Raw genomic sequence first — 20697 nt, forward strand, 5'->3', positions numbered from 1 at the left:
GCGCGACGCGAAGGGACCCGATGACGAACCTCAGCCGTGGGAAGACCGCACCAGCACCGCAGACCGAGGAGCACCTGCACCTCGCAGACCGCTTCGTCGCGCACAACTACTACCCCCTCCAGGTCGTGCTGGCCGAGGCGGAGGGTTCCTGGGTGACCGATGTCGACGGGCGCCGCTACCTCGACTGCCTGGCCGGTTACTCCGCGCTGAACTTCGGCCACCGCCACCCCGGCCTGATCCAGGCGGCGCGTGACCAGCTCGACCGGGTGACCCTGACCAGCCGGGCCTTCCACAACGACCAGCTCGGGCCGTTCTGCCGCGACCTCGCCGCTCTGGCCGGAATGGACCGGGTGCTGCCGATGAACACCGGCGCCGAGGCCGTGGAGACCGCGATCAAGGTCGCGCGCAAGTGGGGCTACGACCTCAAGGGGCTGCCCGCGAACCAGGCCAACATCGTCGTCGCCGGCGACAACTTCCACGGGCGCACCACCACGATCGTCAGCTTCTCCACCGACCCGCTGGCGCGGGAGGGCTTCGGCCCGTTCACCCCTGGCTTCCGGGTCGTCCCGTACGGCGACGCCGCCGCGATGCGCGACGCGATCGACGCCGAGACGGTCGCCGTGCTGATCGAGCCGATCCAGGGTGAGGCGGGCGTGATCATCCCCCCGGCCGGTTACCTGCAGGCCGTCCGGGACATGTGCACCGAGCTCGACGTGCTCTTCATCGCCGACGAGATCCAGTCCGGTCTCGGCCGCACCGGCACCACCTTCGCCTGCGAGGTCGAGGGCGTGGTCCCGGACATGTACGTGCTCGGCAAGGCTCTCGGCGGCGGGATCATTCCCGTCTCTGCGGTCGTCTCCTCCGACGAGGTCCTCGGTGTGCTCCACCCCGGCAACCACGGGTCCACCTTCGGCGGCAACCCGCTGGGAGCCGCCGTCGGCCACGCCGTGGTCAAGCTGCTCGAGACCGGCGAGATCCAGGAGCGCGTGCGCGAGCTGGCGGTGGTCCTCGAGACGGGCCTGGAGAAGCTGGTCGGCGACGGGATCGTCGCGGTGCGCACCCGGGGCCTGTGGGCCGGGGTCGACATCGAGCCCGGGCTGATGAGCGGCCGGGAGACCTCCGAGCGAATGCTGGCCAAGGGCGTGCTCGTCAAGGACACCCACGGGTCGACGATCCGGCTGGCGCCGCCGCTGACGATCGAGACCGAAGAGCTCGAGTGGATGATCGACCAGCTGCGCGATGTGGTGACCGAGGCCCATGGCTGACCTCCTCGACCCTGCTCTCAACGGGGGTCTCGCTCGGGGTCCGCTCGGGGTACGCCGGGCCGGAGTGCTGCTCCACATCACCTCGCTGACCTCGGGTGACCTCGGGCCGCAGGCCTACCGGTTCGTGGACTTCCTCGCCGCCGCAGGCTGCACGGTCTGGCAGGTGCTCCCGCTCGTGCCGACGCACCAGGGGGACGGCTCGCCGTACAACGCGATCTCGGCGATGGCCGGCAACCCCGACCTGCTCAGCCCCGAGCTGCGCGAGGAGCGCGGCCTGGTCTCGCCGGGCTCGATGACCGCCGAGCAGCGCCTGGCGTGCGCGCGATGGTGCGAGCAGAACGCCTCCTGGCTGGAGCCGTTCGTGCAGTTCACGGTGCTGCGCCAGGCGCTCGGTGGCATCCCGTGGACGACGTGGGAGCCGGGACTGCGCGACCGGGACCCCGTGCGGGTGGCCCAGGTGCTGGAGTCGCGGGCCTCCGACGTGGAGCGGCTGCGCTTCGAGCAGTGGGTCTTCGCGATCCAGTGGGCCGAGCTGCACGCCTACGCAGCCTCCAAGGGGGTGCTGCTGTTCGGTGACCTGCCGATCTTCGTCTCCCACGACAGCGCCGACGTCTGGGCCCATCGCGAGCTGTTCCTGCTCGACGAGGAGGGCAACCCGACGACGGTGACCGGCGTGCCGCCGGACTACTTCGCGGCGGACGGGCAGCGGTGGAACAACCCGCACTACGACTGGGCGGCGATGGCCGCGGACGGGTTCGCCTGGTGGCGGCAGCGGATCGCCCGCCAGCGGGAGCTCTTCGACCTGGTCCGGATCGACCACTTCCGCGGCTTCGAGGCCGCCTGGCACGTACCGGCCGAGGCGGAGACCGCCAAGGACGGCCACTGGGTCAAGGGTCCTGCCCGGGAGGTGCTCGCCGCGTTGGTGGAGGCCGCCGGTCCCGGCACCCTGGTCGCCGAGGACCTCGGCGTGATCACCGACGAGGTGAACGAGCTGCGGCTGGAGTTCGGGCTGCCAGGGATGAAGGTGCTCCAGTTCGCCTTCGACGGGGAGAGTGACAACCCCTACCTGCCGCACCTGCACGGTGAGGAGAGCGTCGTCTACACCGGCACCCACGACAACGACACGACGCTCGGGTGGTGGAGCGCGCTCGACGAGCCGACCCGTAGACGGGTGCTGGAGTCGGTGCAGGCCCAGGTGCCGGGGGATGAGGAGATGCCGTGGGCGCTGATCCGGCTGGCGCTGTCCTCCACGGCCCGGCTCGCGGTGGTGCCGGCCCAGGACCTGCTCGAGCTCGGCGCGGAGGCACGGATGAACACCCCGGGGACCGACGAGGGCAACTGGGCCTGGCGCGCCCCCAGGGGTGCGTTCAGCGATGCGATCGCCCAGCGGATGCGGGCGCTCGTGGTCGCGTCGGGACGGTTGCCAGCCGAAGCCGAGCAGCAGCTCACCGGATGAACCGCCTGAATATCTAACAAATCGGATGTTTCACCCATATCCTGATGCCCTATCAGGACAGGGGGGACGTCGATGCCGGTGCGCGTTGCGGTGTCCCGCGACAACGCGGGTCCCGAGGAGACCCTTCCCGAGGCCCTGACCCGGCTGTCGCATCGGTGGCACGTCTTCGCCGACGTCCCCCGGCCCGGACGCGGCAAGGAGAACATCGACCGGGTGCTGGTCGGTCCCCAGGGAGTCTTCGTGGTGGACACCCTGGAGGTCTTCGGCGAGGTGGGTGTCCGCGGGGGGATGGTGCTCAAGAACGGTCGCCGGCACCCCCGGGCCACCGCGAACGCCGTGCGGTCGGCGAAGGCGGTACGCGCGCTGGTGCCCTCGCTGGATGCGGGCCCGAGCAGCGGCAGGAACAGCGTGGTCGTGCCGGTGGTGTGCGTCACCGGTTCGCTGGCGTTCGCGGCCCGCGCCGGGACGGTGCTGGTCTGCTCGCCCGGGCACCTGGTGGAGGAGATCACCTCCGGCCCCGAGGTCCTGTCCGCGCAAGTGGTGCACCGGACCGCGTCGCTGCTCGGGCCGATGCCGCTGCCGCTGGTGGCCCTGCAACCCTCCCGGTGCGGGCACGACAAGTGCGCCCATGACATCTGTCAGTACTCAGCGGGCGGATCCTCGCCGGACCGGTGACATCACGCACTACTGGCCGTGCGCTGGATCGCTGATGCTGGAGGCATGAGCGAGCACACCATCACGGTCAGCGGCCTGCGGCGCCGCTACGGCACCGGCGACGATGCCTTCGAGGCGGTCCGCGGGATCGACCTGAACATCGGCCGCGGCACGATCCATGCCCTGCTCGGCGTCAACGGCGCCGGCAAGACCTCCACCCTGGAGGTGATCGAAGGGCTCGCCTCGCCCACCGCGGGGGAGGTGCGAGTGCTGGGCCTGGACCCGATCGCGGACCGGGCCGCCGTACGACGTCGTACCGGCGTGCTGCTCCAGCGCAGCGGCTTCGTCGCTGACCTCACCGTCGCCGAGACCGTGCGGATGTGGGCCGCCACCGTCACCGACGCCCGCCCGGTCGCTGAGTCGCTGGAGATGCTGGGCCTGGCGGACAAGGCCGGTACCCCGATGCGCGCGCTCTCCGGAGGTGAGCAGCGCCGGGTCGACCTGGCCTGCACGCTGTCGGGACGCCCGGACGTGGTGATGCTCGACGAGCCGACCACCGGGCTGGACCCCGAGAGCCGCCGGCAGGTGTGGCGGCTGGTGCAGGACCTCAAGGAGTCGGGGGCGACGGTGCTGCTCACCACGCACTACCTCGAGGAGGCCGAGACGCTGGCCGACGGGATCTCGATCATGCGCGCCGGCCGGATCGTCAAGGAGGGCACGGCCGACTCGATCGTCGCCGACCACCCGGCGACCATCTCCTTCGCGACTCCCGACCTCGCGACCCTTGACCTCGCGACCCTTGACCGGGCGCTCCCGGACCTCACCGACGTGCAGGTCTCCCGCCACGGTGACCTGACCACCATCGAGACCCACGACCTGCAGCGGGTGCTGACCGCGGTGCTGCTCTGGGCCGAGCGCGACGGCGTACGCCTCGAGCGGATCAGTGCCCGCAGCGCCAGCCTCGAGTCGGTCTTCCTGGCGATCGCCCAACACGGGGACGACCAGCACGGGGACGACCAGCACGGGGACGACCAGCACGAGTCGGCTGCCGCGGCACCGGACGACCATCTCCGCACCGTCACGGAAGGAAGCTCGCGATGAGCACCCTCGCCCCTGCTGCCCAGCGCGTCGCCGGGCTGGCGCGCACCAACGTCATCACGATCGTCCGCAACCGGCTGACCCTCGCCTACGCGTTCGTGATGCCCCTGCTCCCGCTGGCGCTGCTTTTCCTCGGCGACCGCGGCGACATGATGGCCGGGATGGCCGGGGTGAGCACGGTGCTGCTGATGGCGCTGCTGTTCCCGGTCTACTACAACCTGCTCTCGATGACGGTGACCCGGCGCGACGAGCTGGTGCTGAAGCGGTTGCGCACCGGTGAGGCGACCGACCCGGAGATCCTGGCGTCGCTGGCCCTGCCCGGCCTGGCGATCACCCTGGTGGTGACGCTGGTGACGGTGCCGATCTCGATGGCCTCCGGCCTGGACCTCCCGGCGAACCCGCTGCTCGTGCTCGTCGGGGTGCTCCTGGCGTGCGTCGCGTTCGCGGCGCTGGCGTTCTGGACCGCGGCGTGGACCCGTACGGCGGAGGCCGCCCAGCTGACCAGCCTGCCGGTGATCCTCCTGGCGACCGGGGGACTGCTCAAGCCGGCGCTTCCCGAGGCCGCTCACGCCTGGGTCGCGCTCACCCCCGGGGCAGCGGTCAACGACCTCGTCCGGGTCGCCTGGTTCGGGCGCACCACCGACATGGTCGACCCGGCCACCGTGAGCTTCGCGCAGACCTGGGTCGAGGCGGCTCCGGCCGTCGGGGCGCTCGTCGCGTGGACCGTCATCGCCGGAGTGCTGGCGCGGCGCTCGATGACGTGGGAGCCACGGTCCTGACCGACCTGACAGGATCTGCCCGTGGGCGGACGAGCGGACGAACGGGTGTCGCGATGACGGGCCGATCATCGGGCCGATCATCGGGCCGGTCATTGGGCCGGTCTCTTGGTCGGGCGATGGACCCGTGGGGGTGGGCCCGCCGCAGCGAGGTGCAGCGCGTCCGGCTCTACACCCTCGGCTCGCTCTACGTGATCTTGTGGTTCGTGCTGCTCAGCGGCGCCGTGAGTGCCCTGGCATACCCCATGGCGCGTGCTGAGGTGCTCGGGCTGGTCCTGGGCACCATCGTCCTCGGCGTCACCAGCACGCTGGCGATGCGAGCGGCGATCAGTCTCCACCCGGCCACCTCTCCCGTGCCCTGGTCCCGGCTGGTTCCGCTCGTCGCCGCGGCGCTCCTGGCCGAGGGGCTCGTCCTGCTGCTGCCGGAGAAGTCGCAGTTCGCGGGCGCGTTGATCGTGGTGATGGCACTGTCCTGGGGGATGGGTGGCTTGCGGGACCGAGCCTTCCAGTGGGGCCTGTTCCTGGCCTACCCGGCGTTGGTCCTGGTGCCCACCGGTCACCTCGGCCTCGCCATCGGCGGCGCGGTGGTCGGCCTGTTCTTCACGTTCACGGTGCAGAGCTCGCTGTGGCTGATGGGGGTGGTGATCGAGCTGGAACGGGCCCGCACCAATCAGGCGGCCCTGGCCGTGGCCGAGGAACGGCTCCGGTTCTCCCGGGACGTCCACGACGTGATGGGGCGACAGCTCTCCACGATCGCGGTCCAGGCCGAGCTCGCAGCGACGCTGGCAGCGCGGGGGGATGATCGCGCCGCCGACCGCATCCTGCAGGTGCGGGAGACCGCGCACGAGGCGCTGCGCGAGGCGCGCGAGCTGGCTCGTGGCTACCGGCCGCTGGACCTGAGTGCCGAGCTCGACGGCGCGGTCTCGCTGCTCAAGGCAGCCGGGATCGCCGCCACCGCCGATCTCGACGGCCTTCCCTCGGCCTGGCACGAGCCCGTGGCCAGGGTGGTCCGGGAGGCGGTCACCAACGTGCTGCGTCACTCCGGCGCGACCCGGGTGGAGATGTCCTACGTCGGCGGGGCGGTCGTGATCCGCAACGACGGGCTCGAGAACCCACCCGGCACCGAGCATCCGGGAAGCACCGCAGGAAGCGGACTGGCCGGTCTCACCGAGCAGCTGGCTCCGTCCGGCGCCGCGCTCCGCGCCGGGCGCGAAGGTGAGGAGTTCGTCGTACGGGTGGAGCTGCCCGCGACCGGCTCCCGTGCCGGGGTGGTCCCGTGATCCGGGTGCTGCTCGCCGACGACGAGAACCTCATCCGGAGCGCGCTGGCCCAGATGCTCTCCCTCGAGGACGACCTCGAGGTCGTCGCGGAGGCCGCCACCGGCGCCGAGGCGTTGGCGGCAGCACGAGCCACCGCGCCCGACGTGGCCGTCCTCGACCTGCAGATGCCCGACCAGGACGGGATCACGGTCGCCGAGGAGCTCGGGCGGGTGCTGCCGTCGTGCGGGTGCCTGATCGTCACCAGCCACGGCCGCCCCGGCTACCTGAAGCGGGCACTCGCCAGTGGGGTGAAGGGGTTCCTGCCGAAGACGACCTCGGCGGCGACGTTGGCCCAGGTGGTGCGGATCGTGCACGCCGGAGGACGCCACGTCGACGCGGAGCTCGCTGCCGAGGCGATCGCGGCGGGGGACTCGCCGCTGACCCCGCGGGAGGCCGACGTGCTGGAGGCGGCGGCGGGCGGGGCGCCGGTCGACGACATCGCCCGGCGGGTGCACCTGTCCCCGGGGACCGTGCGCAACTACCTCTCCAGCGCGGCGGCCAAGCTGGGTGCCGGCAACCGTCACGAGGCCGCGGCGACCGCTCGCCGGATGGGCTGGATCTGAGTGTCGCCGGCCTCGTGTGAGTCCCCTCACCCCGGCAGCGTGAGCGGTACGACGAGCCCTGCGACAAGCCTCAACATTCCCGTGTGATGACCGACTCCCGCGAGACCTACAAGGTCCTGGACCTCGCGCTCCGGGTCGGCGAGATCCTGCTCTCGTCCGGCGCCGGTGCCGCCGACGTGACCGCGACCATGCTTGCCATCACCCGTCACTACGGTCTGCGCAACGCCGACGTGGACGTCACGTTCACGATGCTGCGGATGGGCTACCAGAACGACCCGGACGAAGTGCCGGTGCTGCTGACGCGGACCATCAGCCAGCGCGAGATCGACTACGACGACCTGACCCGTACCCACCACCTCGTGCGGGACGTGCTGCTGGACCGGGTCACCCTGATCGAGGCGCGCGCCAAGGTGGCCCGGGTGAACTCCACGGGTCACTGGCTGCCGCGATGGGCGGTGGTGCTCGGCTCCGCTGCGGTGGGCGCCGGGATCGCGCTCGTCCTGGGCAGCGGTGTGGTGATCACCGTCGTCGCGGCGATCGCCGCGGCGCTGATCACCATGCTCACCCGGACGATGAACCGGCAGCGGTGGCCGATGTTCTACCAGCAGATCGCCGGCGGACTGCTGGCCACGCTGCTGGCAGTCGGCACCGGCGCCCTCGGCAGGGACTGGCTCGGGCTGGACGTGGACCCCTCGCTGGTGATCACCGCCAGCATCGTGCTGCTGCTGTCCGGGATCGGGTTCATGGGCGCGATCCAGGATGCCCTGTCCGGGTTCTACATCACCGCAGGAGCCCGGATCATCGAGGCGCTGCTCGCCACGGCCGGACTGATCGCCGGTGTCTCGGCAGGGCTGGCACTCGCCCAGACGCTCGGGCTCAGCCTGACCGACGTACGCCCGGGGGAGTCGGGCCTGGCCGAGACGCCGCTGGTGCTCATCGGCGCCATCGTCGCGGCCTGTGCGTTCGCGCTGACCAGCTATGCGCCCGTGCGGGCGCTACCGGCCGTGGCGATGACCACGCTGCTGGGGCACCTCGCGTTCCTGGCCGTGCGCGACCCGGCGGTGGCGATGCCGTGGGCGCCGGCCTGTGCCGCCGTCGTGATCGGCGTGGTCAGCTACACGGTCGCAGGCCGGGTCGGGGCACCCCCGCTGGTGGTGATCGTCCCGGCCCTGGTGCCGATGCTGCCCGGGCTGCTGATCTACCGCGGGTTGAGCTCGATGTCCGAGGGCAGCTCGCAGGGGATCCTGCAGATCTCCGCCGCGGCGGCGACGACGATCGCGCTCGCGGCCGGCGTGATCCTGGGGGAGTACATCGCCCAGCCGCTCAAGCGCAACGCCAGGCGCATCGAGGGGCGTCTCGCGGGTCCGCGCCTGGTGGGGGTCATGCACGGCCACCTGTCCCGGCGTAGCCGGAGCAAGACCGGCTGATCCCCGCCCGGCCAGCGGAGCCTCAGTGGCGCCGGGAACAGCGGAGCCTCAGTGGCGCCGGAACAGCGGAGCCTGGGTGTTGAACGACCACAGCGTGTGGCGGTTGAGGGTGTGAAGCGTGCGTTTCAGGATGCTCAAGGTTCCTCCTCGGGGGGTTGTGCGCGAGGGGTCGCGCCGGTTTCTGATGCTGATTGGATCGTTCCAATCATAAGTTCCAACGCTAGCGGGTGCCTGGTCATGCCCCGGATCTGTCACGGATGTCACGAGAGGTGAGTCACGAGACCTGGTCGCACTCGTGTTGGGGTCACCCTGAAGACTGTTCCGGTGATCCGTTCCCGTCTCCCGCTCCTGGCCGCCCTGGTGTCGGCTCCCACGCTGCTCACGGCGGCCCGGGGCGTACGCCGCTCGCTGGGCGCGGGCAACCGCCGCCTCGACTACGCCGACTCGCCCCAGTTCCGGGACGGGCTGTTCCACAACCGGCTGCCCGCGACCGAGGCGCCCGAGGGGGGCACGGCCGGGCTCGCTGCTGAGTTCGCCACCAAGGGCTCGCGCGGCAAGCCACGACGGCCGGTTCGGCTCGCGACCCCCGACCTCCCCGCCGAGGCCGCCGATCTCGCGGCGACCTGGCTGGGGCACGCCGGGGTGCTGCTGGAGATCGAGGGCCACTGGGTGCTCACCGACCCGGTGTGGAGCGACCGGGTCTCGCCCTCGCGCAAGGTCGGCCCCCGGCGCAACCACCCGGTGCCGATGGCCCTGGCGGACCTGCCCCGGCTGGACGCGGTGCTGATCTCCCACGACCACTACGACCACCTGGACACCGCCACGATCGACACCCTGGTCGCGAGCAGCGCGGCGGCGGGGAACCGCTTCCCCTTCGTGGTGCCGCTCGGGATCGGTGAGCACCTGCGCGGCTGGGGTGTCCCCGAGGACCGCATCGTCGAGCTCGACTGGGAGCAGTCCCACGAGGTGCGCGGGCTCACCTTCACCTGCACCGAGGCCCGGCACTTCTCCGGACGCAGCCTGGGCAGCAACACCACGCTCTGGGCCAGCTGGGTGCTGGCCGGGCAGCGGCAGCGGGTCTTCTTCGGCGGCGACACCGGCTACACGCCGGCGTTCGCCGAGATCGGCGAGCGGCACGGCCCGTTCGCCCTCACGATCATGCCGATCGGTGCCTACGACCCCCGCTGGCCCGACGTGCACATGAATCCCGCGGAGGCGGTCCGGGCCCACCGCGAGGTCGGCGGGGCGGCGCTGCTCCCGATCCACTGGGCCACCTTCGACCTCGCCTTCCACGAGTGGTCGGAGCCGGTCGAGCGGTTGCTCGAGGAGGCCGCGGGCGCGGGGGTCGCCTTGGCGCTGCCCGCGCCGGGCGGGCGGTTCGAGCTCGACGGCGCCCTGCCCACCGAGCCGTGGTGGCGCGCGTCGGTCTAGTTCTCGGGGCTCTGGTCTAGTTCTCGGGGCTGGGGGACGTGGGGTGCTCGAAGCGGACCGGTTCGCCGCGCTGCACGCGCTCGCGTTGGGGGACCACGGTGTACTTGGGGTCCTTCGCCGAGGCCTGGCCGGCCTCGAAGATCCCGAACCGGGTGCACGCCGAGCCGGCCAGCAGGGCTGCGCCGGAGAGCACCGCGACGGTGCGGCTGCGCCCCGCGAGCAGGGACCCCGCGGCGCCGGCGAGGGTCAGGTTCCTGGCAGCCGTCATCAGCCGCCCGGCCTTGCCCTGGTGCAGCGGCTCGGCCGTGATCCCCATCGTGTGTTCCATCCGGCGTTCCATCACCAGCTCGAGCACGGCGCCGCCGAGCGCCAGCCGACGCACGGGACCGGTCTCCTCCAGGGGAGCGGTGATCATCCCGAGGCCTGCCGAGGCGGCCGCCGCGGAACCCACGAAGACGAACGGCAGCTCCTTGTAGGCCGAGTGCCACGACGGCGTCGCGGTGTCGGCCAGCAGCACGGCGGTGTAGGACGCCACCGGAGGCGCGAACAGGGCGGCGAGCAGACCGGCGGGCCGGTCGGCGTACGCCGCGAGCCGCAGCGGTCCGACGCGGTAGCGCTCCGGGAGCATCCCGACGACCTCGGTAGCGGCCACCGCACCCGCGAACGGGCCGTAGATCGACAGGATCCAGGTGCCGACCGACATCGGGGAGGTGAGCTTCACGACCCGCAGCATGTTCAGGAACCGGGACGGCTTGCCCAGGTCGTGCACCAGGGCCACCATCGAGAACCCCAGGGCGCTGATGGCGCCGAGCCGGGCCGACCTGCGCAGCGTCGGGCGGCCGGTGAGGTCGGCGCCGGCGGCGATCAGCGAGGACCCGGCGGCGAGCCCGCCCGCGAAGAGGTACGCCGGGATGTCGGCCTCCCACGGCGAGGCCTTGACGATCGGCCGACCGTAGTAGGAGGTGAACGTCGGGTCCGGGACCATCGACTGCTCCGCCCCGCCCCCCTTGCGCCGACGGCGCCTACGCCCCCGGGATCCCGGGGTGGCCTGGTGGCCGACCGGCTCGACCAGCTCCTGCGGGGACCTGCTCCGGTCCGGGCCGGATTCGGGGTTCCCGTCCGGGGTCACTTTCGGGCTCCCACGAACGAGACCGCGGCGCCTGCGAGCAGGGCCACCGCCGCCATCCCCGCCTTGCGGAACATGTCCGGCAGGTCCTTGGTGGTGACTACCGGGTCCGGCGGGAACCCGTAGACCTCGGGCTCGTCCATCAACAGGAAGAACGCGCCGGTCCCACCGACGCCGTCGTCGGGGTCGTTGCCGTAGAGCCGGGCGTCCATGATCCCGGCCTCGTGCAGCATCTCCACGCGGGCGTTGGCCCGCTCGCGCAGCTCCTCGACGTCGCCGAACTGGATCGACTGGGTGGGGCAGGCCTGCGAGCACGCCGGCTGCTTGCCTGCGTCGAGGCGGTCGTAGCACAGCGTGCACTTCTGGGCGATGCCCACGTTCTTGGCGCCCTCGGGACCCTTGCGACGCTCGATCACGCCGTAGGGGCAGGCGGCGACGCAGTACCCGCACCCGTTGCAGATGTCGTCCTGGACGACCACGGTCCCGAACTCGGAGCGGAACAGCGAGCCGGTGGGGCACACGTCGAGGCACGCGGCGTGGGTGCAGTGCTTGCACACGTCGGAGGACATCAGCCAGCGGAAGTCCGGGCGGTCCACCGCGTCGGACTCGCCGGCCTGCACGTCGGTGCCCGAGTCGGGCAGCACCACCCCGTTCTCGCCTCGGGGCGGAGACATCGCGGGCATGCCGAGGTTCACCGCCTGCTGGTGCGCGTCCTCCTTGATCTGGCGACGCAGCCCCGACTCCTGCTGGCCGAGCTTCTTGGGCTGCTCGATGAAGGCGACGTGACGCCACTGGTTGGCGTTCAGCGAGAAGCTGTTGTCATAGGAGGAGCCGAGCATGTCGAAGTGGTCTGCGGGGACGTCGTTCCACTCCTTGCAGGCCACCTCGCAGGCCTTGCAGCCGATGCAGATGCTGGTGTCGGTGAAGAACCCCTTGCGTTTGGGGTTGTCCTCGTAGCCCGCGTCGGAGGCGGGGTCAACGGGACCGAACAGGCTGTGCGGGCCGGCCATCAGGATCCTTCGGTGGGCTCGGGTGTCTCAGTGGGCTCGGGTGTCTCGTCGCCGGCGTCGTCCACCTGCGCGCCGGGACCTGCGGTCACGATCGGTCTGCTCTGGTCGTGCAGCACGCCCGCGCGGCGCTGGTAGCCCTCGACGAAGATGAGGAGCTCGCGGCCGGAGGGGCGGCGTCCGGGCTGGACGTCACAGGTGCCCACCTTGCTCTCCTGGATGAGGACGTTGGGATCGAGGGCGATCCCGAACAGGTCGTTGGCCGAGTCGCCGGTCACCATCCCACCAGTGCCCCAGTGGTAGGGCAACCACACCTGGTGGATCGTGCGCCCCTCCACCCGGAGCGGCGAGAGCCGTTCGGTCACCAGCACCCGGCCTTCGACCGCGGAGCGGGCGGTGACCACGTGGCACCACTCGCCGTTCTCCAGGCCGCGCAGCGCTGCCAGCTCGGGGGAGACCTCGATGAACATCTCCGGCTGCAGCTCCGCGAGCCTCGCGACGTAGCGACTCATCCCGCCGGCGGTGTGGTGCTCGGTGAGCCGGCTGGTGGTGAACACGAACGGGAAGACCTCGCTGTGCTCCTCGGGCGGGCTCGGGTTGATCCGGTTCTCCGCGCGGCTGTACTCCTTGCGCGTGGGGTTGGCCTGCTGGGCGTAGATCTGGTTGCGGAACGGCGACTCCACCGGCTCGTAGTGGGTCGGCATCGGCCCGTCGATGAGCCCCTTCGGCACGTAGAGCGAGCCCTTCCCGTCGCCCTGCATGATGAACGGGTCGATGCCCTCGATGCCCGCGACGCCGTCGGCTCCCTCCGGCGCGCGGTACGACGGCGGCTTGGTGACCTCGAAGTCCGGCACGTCGTGCCCGGTCCACTCACCGGCCTCGCCCGCCTCGGGATCCCACCACACGTAGGCCTTGCGCTCGCTCCACGGCTTTCCCTCGGGGTCGGCGGAGGCGCGGTTGTAGAGCGTGCGGCGATTGGCCGGCCAGGCCCAGCCCCACTCGGGAGCCACGTAGTCCTGGTCCTTGCCGGGCTTGCGTCGCGCCGCCTGGTTCACCCCGTCCTTGTAGACACCGGTGTAGATCCAGCAGCCGCCCAGCGTGGAGCCGTCCTCCTTCATCTCGGTGAACGTCGAGAGGGGCCGCCCGGTCGCGACCTCGAAGCCGTTGATCTCCTTCAAGATGGCCTCGGCGTCGGGGTCGTCGGTCTGACCGATCATCGGGTAGTCCCACGCGAGGTCGAGCAGCGGACGGTCCTTCTCCGCGGTGGACGACTCGAGGCGCGATCGGATCATCCGGCCCAGGTGGTAGAAGAACCACAGCTCGGAGCGGCAGTCGCCCGGTGGCTCGACGGCCTTCTCGCGCCACTGCAGCATCCGGTGGGTCTGGGTGAAGGTGCCCTCCTTCTCCACGTGCGAGGCGGCCGGCATCAAGAAGACCTCGGTCCGGCACTCCTCCGTGACGATCTCCCCGGTCTCGATCTCGGGGGAGTTCTTCCAGAACGTCGCGCTCTCGATCTCGAAGAGGTCGCGCACCACCAGGAAGTCCAGGTTGGCCATCCCGAGTCGCTGCGCCTTGCCGTGCGCGGACCCGACTGCGGGGTTCTGGCCGAGCAGGAAGTAGCCCTTCACCTTGCCGTCGATCATGTCGAGCACGGTGCGGTAGGTGCCGTGGTCCCCGGTGATCTTGGGCAGGTAGTCGAAGCAGAAGTCGTTCTCGGCGGTGGCGGCCTCGCCCCAGTAGGCCTTGAGCAGGTTCACGCCGTAGGCACGCGCGTTGGCCCAGAACCCCTTGGAGCCGGGATGGCTCACGCCCTCGAGCCAGTCGTCGAGGGAGTCGTCCTTGCCCGCGGTCGGCATCGGGAGGTAGCCGGGGAGCAGGTTGAACAGGGTGGGGATGTCGGTGGACCCCTGGATGCTGGCGTGCCCGCGCAGGGCCATGATGCCGCCGCCGGGGCGGCCCATGTTGCCCAGCAGCAGCTGGAGGATGGCGCCGGTGCGGATGTACTGCACGCCCACGCTGTGCTGGGTCCAGCCGACGCTGTAGACCAGCGCGGTGGTGCGCTCGCGGCCGGAGTTCTCGGCGAACGCCCGGGCGACCTCGAGGAACGCCTCGGTCGAGACGCCGCAGGTCTGGGAGACCACCTCGGGGGTGTAGCGCGCGAAGTGCCGCTTGAGGATCTGGTAGACGCACCGCGGGTCCTGCAGCGTCTCGTCGCGCTGCGGGTCGCTCTGCATCCCGGCACCGTGGGTCTCGTGCTGGAGGCCGCTGGCGGTCTCGCGCTGGGTGACCGGGTCCTGCTCCTGGCTGTCGTCGCCCGAGGCACCCTCCCCGGCGTACTGCCAGCTGGTGGGGTCGTAGGTGCGGGTGTCGGCGTCGAACCCGGAGAACAGGCCGTCGAGGTCGTCGGTGTCCTGGAAGTCCTCGCCCACGATCACCGCGGCGTTGGTGTAGGCCACGACGTACTCGCGGAAGTCGAGCTCGTTCTCCAGCACATAGTTGATGACGCCACCGAGGAAGGCGATGTCGGTGCCGACGCGCAGCGGCACGAAGGTGTCCGCGAGCGCGCTGGTGCGGGTGAACCGGGGGTCCACGTGGATCACCTTGGCGCCGCGCGCCTTGGCCTCCATCACCCACTGGAAGCCCACGGGGTGGGCCTCGGCCATGTTGGAGCCCTGGATCACGATGCAGTCAGCGTTGGCCAGGTCCTGGAGGAACCCGGTGGCGCCGCCGCGCCCGAACGAGGTCCCCAGACCGGGGACCGTGGCGGAGTGTCAAATACGCGCCTGGTTCTCGATCTGGATGGCACCCATCGCGGTGAACAGCTTCTTGATGAGGTAGTTCTCCTCGTTGTCGAGGGTGGCCCCTCCGAGGCTGGCGATGCCCAACGTGCGGCGGACGGTCTTGTCGTCGTCGAGGTCCTGCCAGGAGTCGTCCCGGGCTTTGACCACCCGGTCGGCGATCATCTCCATCGCGACGTCGAGCTCGAGGTCCTCCCACTCGGTGCCGTAGGGACGGCGGTAGCGGACCTTGGTCTGGCGCATCGGGCTGGTGACGAGGTTCTTGCTGGCCGATCCCTTGGGGCACAGGCGCCCACGCGAGACCGGGCTGTCGGGGTCGCCTTCGATCTGGATGACCTTCTCGTCCTTGACGAACACGTTCTGGCCACAGCCGACCGCACAGTAGGGGCACACGCTCTTGGCGACCCGGTCCGCGGTCTCGGTGCGGGCGGTGATCTCCTCGGTGTGCTGCGACCGGGCGGCGACACCACGGCCCAGGAAGTCCGAGCCGCTGAGCTGGCGGACGACGGGCCAGGACAGGAAGGTCTTGCCGAGACGGGCGCCCAGACCGGATGCCAGACCAGATGCCGGACCAGAGTCCTGGCCAGATGCCTGGCTGTTCTCGCTGTGCTCGTCCGTCACCCCGTCTCCTTCCGTCTGGGCACGTGTACCCCGCAACCGGGGGGCCATGCTCTCAGGACCTCAGCGTACGACGAGAGGGAACTTGCCCGCCGGGATGATCTCACCGATGACCGGGTGCCCCGGGAGCTCGCCGGCCACGAGCAGGCCGCCGGAGGTCTGCGCGTCGGCGAGCAGGACCAGCTCGTCCTCGCCGACCCCGGCGTCGAGGTGGGGCCGCACCCAGTCGAGGTTGCGGCGGCTGCCCCCCGGGACGAACCCCTCGGCGTAGGACTCGCGGGCGCCCTCGAGGTAGGGGACCGCGGCGGAGTCCACGACCGCGGTCACGCCGCTGGCGCGGGCCATCTTGTAGAGGTGGCCCAGCAGCCCGAACCCGGTCACGTCGGTGGCCGCCCGGATCCCGGCCGCGACGGCCGCGCGTGAGGCCTCGCGGTTCAGCGTGGTCATCGCGCTGATCGCCTGCTCGAAGCGCTCCCCGGTGGCCTTGTGCCGGTTGTTCAGCACCCCCACCCCGATCGGCTTGGTCAGCGTCAGCGCGGAGCCGGGGCTCGCGGCGTCGTTGCGGAGCAGGCGGTCGGCGCGGGCGAAGCCGGTGACGGACAGGCCGTACTTCGGCTCCGGGTCGTCGATGCTGTGCCCGCCGGCGAGGTGGGTCCCGGCCTCCAGGCACACGTCCGCCCCGCCGCGGAGCACCTCGGCGGCGAGCTCGAACGGGATCCGGTCCCGCGGCCACCCGAGCAGGTTGATCGCCAGCAGGGGCTCGCCGCCCATCGCGTAGACGTCGGAGAGCGCGTTGGCCGCGGCGATCCGGCCCCAGTCGTAGGCGTCGTCGACCACGGGGGTGAAGAAGTCGGCGGTGACGATGACCGCTCGTCCGTCCGGCCCCTCATCGATGCGTACGGCGGCACCGTCGTCGCCGTGCTCGAGGCCGACGAGCAGCTCCCCGTAGCCGCCTGGGGTGCTGGTGCCGGCGCGTCCGCCGGGGAGGTCCGCGAGGACCCGTTCCAGCTCGCCCGGCGGGACCTTGCAGGCGCATCCGCCGCCGGCGGCGTACTGGGTGAGACGGACCTGGGTGGGCTGGGTGGTCATGGTCCCGAGGCTAGAGGCTCGCGTAACCGGTGTCTCGTCTCTCGGTCTCCCCTAGAGTGTCCGCGGAGGCGTTCCTCGTCTGGTGACGGGCGCGGTCCTCAAAACCGTAGTGGCCGAGCATCTCGGTCAGGCGGGTTCGATTCCCGTCCGCCTCCGCCACAGCTCACAGGTCGCCGTTCAGGGCCATCACCGCGAGCAGGATCGCGGTCGCGATGCCGCCCAGCACGAGTCCCACGAGCGTGAACACCGCGAAGTAGAGGCCGATGCGCTCGGACACACCGCGTTTCTCCGTCCAGCCCAGCTCACGGGCGGGTCCGCGGATGAGGTCGCGGCCCTCCGAAGGGTTGAACGAGATGTCCACGACCTTGGCGTACTTGCCCTGCTCATTGATGGCGTAGACCCTCCGGAAGGTCCTGCCCGAGGCGCGTCCCCTGAACACCGACCCGGCGCCGCTGAGCACGGGGGTCGGGATGCCGCCTCGGGCCTCGGCGCCCGCACGCCACGTCACGGCCTTCCCGACGTCGGTGATCGAGAGCGTCCTGGTCGCGGCGTCCACCTTCACCTCGTAGGTCCACGCCGTCGACAGGTGCTCCTTGTAGAGCGCGGCGTACCAGGAGGCGTCCTCGAGGTCGATGCGCACGTCGAAGCCGCCAGCGGTCTCGGTGAGGACGTACGGCGTGCCCTCGGTGCGCGCCCGGACGGCTGCGACCAGCTCCCGGTAAGACCCGGTCGGCCCGTTGTCGGGGTTGCTCATGCTGATCGCTCCTCGGTCCAAGTGGCGTCGTGTGGTCATCATCGGGCACCCGGGACCGCTCCGGCCTGCATACGATGGCTTGCCACTGTCGTTTCCTGCCGGGAGGTCGGAGTGCCGGACCCGAGAAGGGCCACCCCCCGCACCGACGCCGTGCTGGCCGACCCGCGGCTGGTCGCGGCGAGCGAGCGGCTCGGTGCCGGCCTGGTCAAGCAGGCGGTGGCGAGTGCCCTGGAGCGGTGCCGCGCCGGTGCGGTCGCACCCGAGGAGGTGGCCGACGCCGCGGTGGCCGCGCTGCCGGCATCGGCGTCGTCGCTGCGCCGGGTGCTGAACGCCACCGGCGTCGTGGTGCACACCAACCTCGGCCGGGCCCCGCTGTCGGCGGCGGCCGTGGAGGCGCTGCAGGTGGCTGCCGGTGCCACCGACGTGGAGCTCGACCTCGCCACCGGGCGCCGTGGACGCCGCGGCCGCACCGCGCTGGCCGCGCTCGCCGCAGCAGTCCCCGACGCCGGAGGGGTGCACGTGGTGAACAACGGGGCAGCGGCACTCGCCCTGGTCACCTGCGCGCTGGCGTCGGGCCGCGACGTCGTGGTCGCCCGCGGCGAGATGGTGGAGATCGGTGACGGCTTCCGGATCCACGAGCTGCTCGAGTCTGTCGGGGCGCGCCTGCGCGAGGTGGGTACGACGAACAAGGTGCGCCTGGCCGACTACGCCGACGCGATCGACGAGCGGACCGGCTTCGTGCTCAAGGTGCATCCCTCGAACTTCGTGGTCCGCGGGTTCACCGCCTCGGTCCCGGTCGAGCACCTGGCCACCCTGGACGCGACCGTCGTGGTCGACATCGGCTCGGGGCTGCTGGCCCCGCACCCGCGGCTGCCCGACGAGCCGAGCGCCTCGGCCGCGCTGCGGGCGGGCGCCGACCTGGTCACGGCCTCGGGGGACAAGCTCCTCGGCGGGCCGCAGTGCGGACTGATGCTCGGCCGCGCCGACCTGGTGGAGTCGTTGCGCCGACACCCGTTCGCCCGCGCGCTGCGGGTGGACAAGCTCACCCTGGCCGCGCTGGAGGCCACGCTCACCGGCCCGACGTCCCCGGTGGCGGCGGCGCTTGCGGCCACCCCGAGGGAGCTGCTGGAGCGGGCCGGCCGCGTCGCGGAGGAGATCGGCGTCCGCACCGACGGGGCGCTCACGGCCACCGCGGTCCGCTCGGCGGCAGCGGTGGGTGGCGGCGGAGCACCCGAGGTGCCCCTGGAGAGCGCGGCGGTGGCACTCCCGGCCGAGCTCGCCGAGCCGCTGCGGCTCGACGACGAGCTCCCGGTCGTCGGCCGGGTCGAGCGCGGTCAGCTGCTGCTCGACCTGGTCGCGGTGTCCCCCGAGGACGACCACCTCCTCGTCGAGGCGGTACGACGGTCCCTGAACACGCTCACGGGCCGCTAGTGCACGTCATCGCCACCGCGGGCCACGTGGACCACGGGAAGTCCGCGCTCGTCGAAGCGCTCACCGGCACCGACCCGGACCGGCTCGAGGAGGAGCATCGCCGCGGGCTCTCGATCCGGCTCGGCTATGCCTGGACCACCCTGCCCGGGCTGGACGGCTCCGGGCTGGACGGCTCCGGGCTGGACGGCTCCGGCGAGGTGGCCTTCGTCGACGTACCCGGTCACGAGCGGTTCGTCTCCACGATGCTGGCCGGCGTCGGCCCGGTGCCGGCCGTCCTGCTGGTCGTCGCCGCCGACGACCCGTGGATGCCGCAGGCGGCCGAGCACCTCGCGGCTCTCGACGCGCTCGGGGTGCGGCACGCGGTGGTGGCCGTGACCAGGAGCGACCTCGCCGACCCGGCTCCCGCTGCGGCCCGGGCGCACGCGGAGGTGGGCCGCACCGCGATGGCCGGCGCCCCGGTTGTGGCGGTGAGCAGCGTGACCGGCGCGGGACTCGAGGAGCTGCGTGCCCGGCTGGTCGAGATGGTGCGGGCGCTGCCGAGCCCCGACCCGGCTGCCGACGTGCGGCTGTGGGTGGACCGGCGGTTCACGATCCGGGGTGCGGGGACGGTCGTCACCGGCACCCTGCCGGCCGGGACCATCGCGCGCGGCGACACGTTGAGCACCGGGGCGGGCCTGGTCCGGGTGCGCGGCGTGCAGTCGCTGGGGGAGCCGGTCGCGTCCGCCTCCGGAGTCGCCCGGGTCGCGCTGAACCTCACCGGCGACCTCGAGGACACCGACCTCGGCACCCTGACCACCCCGGACGCCTACGAGTCGACCGAGGTCGTCGACGTGCGGGTGCTCGGCCCGGACGGACCGGAGACAGGCGGGTTCGAGGCGAGCACGCTGCCCACCCTGCCGATGCTGCACGTGGGGGCGCTGTCCATGACCGCCCGGTGCCGTCCACTGGCCGACGACCTCGTGCGGCTGACCCTGGAGCGACCGCTGCCGCTGCGGGTGGGAGACCGCGCGCTGCTGCGCGACCCCGGGAGCAGGCAGCTCTGGGGGATCCGGGTGCTCGACCCCCTGCCACCGGCGCTGCGGCGGCGCGGGGCGGCGCTGGCCCGCGCCGAGGCGCTGGCCGGCTCCAGCGGTGAGCCCGACCTGGCCGTCGAGGTGGAGCGGCGGGGGGTCGTCGACAACGCGACGCTGCGCCGGATCGGCGTCGCCACCTCACCGGTCCCGCCGGGGATCGTCTCCGCCGGGCCCTGGTTGATGAGCGCCGGACGGGCGCACGAGGCGGCACGCCGGGTCGCGGCGGAGGTCGCGGAGCACGAGCGGTCCCGGCCCCTGGACCGCGGCCTGCCGCTGACCACGCTGGCAGAACGGACCGGGTTGCCCAGCCCCGCTCTCGTGGCCGCAGTCGTGCCTGCGCCGCTTCGAGTCGTCGACGGTCGGGTGCATCCCTCGGCCGAGGCGGCGACGGCGCTTCCGGCTCCGCTGGAGCAGGCCCTTGCCGCGCTGGCGGAGGACCTGGCCGAGAACCCGTTCGCGGCACCGACGGCCGACCGGCTCCGCGAGCTCGGGCTCGACCAGGCACAGGTCGCGGCCGCCGCCAGGGCGGGCCGGCTGCTGCGCCTCGCCCCCGGCGTCGTGCTCCTCGCAGGGGCCGACCGAGCGGCGGTGGAGCGGCTCCAGGAGTTGGCCCAGCCGTTCACCGCCAGCGAGGCCAGGTCGCGTCTGGGCACCAGCCGGCGCGTCGTACTCCCGCTGCTGGAGCACCTCGACCGCACCGGCCGCACCCAGCGGCTGCCTGACGACCGCCGCCAGGTCGCCAACAGCTGAGTGGTTCCTCCAGCGGGCGGGTCCACCACTGCTCCCGCCGAGGTGGGGGATGTCCCCGCTCG

The 20697-nt window shown here is 71.9% G+C and carries 16 protein-coding genes, 1 tRNA gene and 1 pseudogene; 12 read left to right on the top strand and 6 right to left on the bottom strand.

Features of this window, described 5'->3' with window-relative positions:
- Positions 1-20: 20 nt before the first annotated feature.
- The 9 genes from rocD (at position 21) to AC4BGC_RS04155 (ending at position 9989) form a co-directional block, all read left to right on the top strand.
- Positions 21-1265: an ornithine--oxo-acid transaminase gene (rocD, locus tag AC4BGC_RS04115; RefSeq protein WP_490554473.1), complete on the top strand. Its 1245-nt coding sequence runs from the start codon at positions 21-23 to the stop codon at positions 1263-1265.
- Entirely contained in the window at positions 1258-2721 is a 1464-nt protein-coding gene (malQ, locus tag AC4BGC_RS04120) for a 4-alpha-glucanotransferase (RefSeq protein WP_490554474.1), read from the top strand. The genes rocD and malQ overlap by 8 nt, the downstream gene beginning before the upstream one ends.
- 72 nt (positions 2722-2793) lie before the next feature.
- Positions 2794-3396, top strand: a complete 603-nt coding sequence (locus AC4BGC_RS04125) for a nuclease-related domain-containing protein (protein ID WP_490554475.1) — start codon at positions 2794-2796, stop codon at positions 3394-3396.
- 45 nt (positions 3397-3441) lie between these two features.
- Complete coding sequence (locus AC4BGC_RS04130) at positions 3442-4476, top strand: ABC transporter ATP-binding protein (protein ID WP_490545893.1); 1035 nt, start codon at positions 3442-3444, stop codon at positions 4474-4476.
- Entirely contained in the window at positions 4473-5252 is a 780-nt protein-coding gene (locus AC4BGC_RS04135; RefSeq protein WP_490554477.1) for an ABC transporter permease, read from the top strand. Before AC4BGC_RS04130 ends, AC4BGC_RS04135 begins: the two co-directional genes overlap by 4 nt.
- Positions 5253-5368: 116 nt before the next feature.
- Entirely contained in the window at positions 5369-6529 is a 1161-nt protein-coding gene (locus AC4BGC_RS04140; protein WP_490554478.1) for a sensor histidine kinase, read from the top strand.
- Positions 6526-7131 carry a response regulator gene (locus AC4BGC_RS04145; RefSeq protein WP_490545890.1) on the top strand — a complete coding sequence of 202 codons (606 nt, stop codon included), beginning with the start codon at positions 6526-6528 and terminating at the stop codon, positions 7129-7131. Before AC4BGC_RS04140 ends, AC4BGC_RS04145 begins: the two co-directional genes overlap by 4 nt.
- Positions 7132-7217: 86 nt before the next feature.
- Positions 7218-8558: a threonine/serine exporter family protein gene (locus tag AC4BGC_RS04150; protein WP_490554480.1), complete on the top strand. Its 1341-nt coding sequence runs from the start codon at positions 7218-7220 to the stop codon at positions 8556-8558.
- 324 nt (positions 8559-8882) lie between these two features.
- On the top strand, positions 8883-9989 hold the full coding sequence (locus AC4BGC_RS04155) for an MBL fold metallo-hydrolase (RefSeq protein WP_490554481.1): 1107 nt from the start codon (positions 8883-8885) through the stop codon (positions 9987-9989).
- Positions 9990-10005: 16 nt separating this feature from the next.
- Here the strand turns inward: AC4BGC_RS04155 and nrfD are convergent, their stop codons facing one another.
- The 5 genes and pseudogenes from nrfD to selD form a co-directional block, all read right to left on the bottom strand.
- Positions 10006-11118, bottom strand: a complete 1113-nt coding sequence (nrfD, locus tag AC4BGC_RS04160) for an NrfD/PsrC family molybdoenzyme membrane anchor subunit (protein WP_490554483.1) — start codon at positions 11116-11118, stop codon at positions 10006-10008.
- A complete protein-coding gene (locus AC4BGC_RS04165) occupies positions 11115-12125 on the bottom strand; it encodes a 4Fe-4S dicluster domain-containing protein (protein WP_490554484.1) in 1011 nt (336 codons plus the stop codon). The genes nrfD and AC4BGC_RS04165 overlap by 4 nt, the downstream gene beginning before the upstream one ends.
- A pseudogene (gene fdh / locus AC4BGC_RS04170) lies at positions 12125-14881 on the bottom strand (formate dehydrogenase); the annotation flags it as partial. The pseudogene fdh and the gene AC4BGC_RS04165, both read right to left, overlap by 1 nt.
- A 12-nt stretch (positions 14882-14893) precedes the next feature.
- Entirely contained in the window at positions 14894-15541 is a 648-nt protein-coding gene (locus AC4BGC_RS04175) for a hypothetical protein (protein WP_490554485.1), read from the bottom strand.
- Between the two features lie 60 nt (positions 15542-15601).
- Positions 15602-16627, bottom strand: coding sequence for a selenide, water dikinase SelD (selD, locus tag AC4BGC_RS04180; protein ID WP_490554487.1), 1026 nt, complete (start codon positions 16625-16627; stop codon positions 15602-15604).
- A gap of 64 nt (positions 16628-16691) precedes the next feature.
- On the opposite strand from selD, the gene AC4BGC_RS04185 reads away from it, so the two are divergent.
- A tRNA-Sec gene (locus AC4BGC_RS04185) sits at positions 16692-16786 on the top strand.
- Between the two features lie 4 nt (positions 16787-16790).
- On the opposite strand, the gene AC4BGC_RS04190 is transcribed toward AC4BGC_RS04185, so the two are convergent.
- Positions 16791-17381 carry a hypothetical protein gene (locus tag AC4BGC_RS04190; RefSeq protein WP_490554488.1) on the bottom strand — a complete coding sequence of 197 codons (591 nt, stop codon included), beginning with the start codon at positions 17379-17381 and terminating at the stop codon, positions 16791-16793.
- Positions 17382-17492: 111 nt separating this feature from the next.
- Between AC4BGC_RS04190 and selA the strand changes: the two genes are divergently transcribed.
- Complete coding sequence (gene selA, locus AC4BGC_RS04195) at positions 17493-18812, top strand: L-seryl-tRNA(Sec) selenium transferase (RefSeq protein ID WP_490554490.1); 1320 nt, start codon at positions 17493-17495, stop codon at positions 18810-18812.
- Positions 18812-20635, top strand: coding sequence for a SelB domain-containing protein (locus AC4BGC_RS04200; protein WP_490554492.1), 1824 nt, complete (start codon positions 18812-18814; stop codon positions 20633-20635). The genes selA and AC4BGC_RS04200 overlap by 1 nt, the downstream gene beginning before the upstream one ends.
- Positions 20636-20697: the final 62 nt, after the last annotated feature.

The sequence above is a fragment of the Nocardioides sp. Z38_18 genome, assembly GCF_058215695.1.

Coding starts and splice junctions, on each gene's coding strand:
- rocD (WP_490554473.1), top strand. CDS start 21: ATGACGAACCTCAGCCGTGGGAAGACCGCACCAGCACCGCAGACCGAG.
- malQ (WP_490554474.1), top strand. CDS start 1,258: ATGGCTGACCTCCTCGACCCTGCTCTCAACGGGGGTCTCGCTCGGGGT.
- AC4BGC_RS04125 (WP_490554475.1), top strand. CDS start 2,794: ATGCCGGTGCGCGTTGCGGTGTCCCGCGACAACGCGGGTCCCGAGGAG.
- AC4BGC_RS04130 (WP_490545893.1), top strand. CDS start 3,442: ATGAGCGAGCACACCATCACGGTCAGCGGCCTGCGGCGCCGCTACGGC.
- AC4BGC_RS04135 (WP_490554477.1), top strand. CDS start 4,473: ATGAGCACCCTCGCCCCTGCTGCCCAGCGCGTCGCCGGGCTGGCGCGC.
- AC4BGC_RS04140 (WP_490554478.1), top strand. CDS start 5,369: ATGGACCCGTGGGGGTGGGCCCGCCGCAGCGAGGTGCAGCGCGTCCGG.
- AC4BGC_RS04150 (WP_490554480.1), top strand. CDS start 7,218: ATGACCGACTCCCGCGAGACCTACAAGGTCCTGGACCTCGCGCTCCGG.
- AC4BGC_RS04165 (WP_490554484.1), bottom strand. CDS start 12,125: ATGGCCGGCCCGCACAGCCTGTTCGGTCCCGTTGACCCCGCCTCCGAC.
- selD (WP_490554487.1), bottom strand. CDS start 16,627: ATGACCACCCAGCCCACCCAGGTCCGTCTCACCCAGTACGCCGCCGGC.
- AC4BGC_RS04190 (WP_490554488.1), bottom strand. CDS start 17,381: ATGAGCAACCCCGACAACGGGCCGACCGGGTCTTACCGGGAGCTGGTC.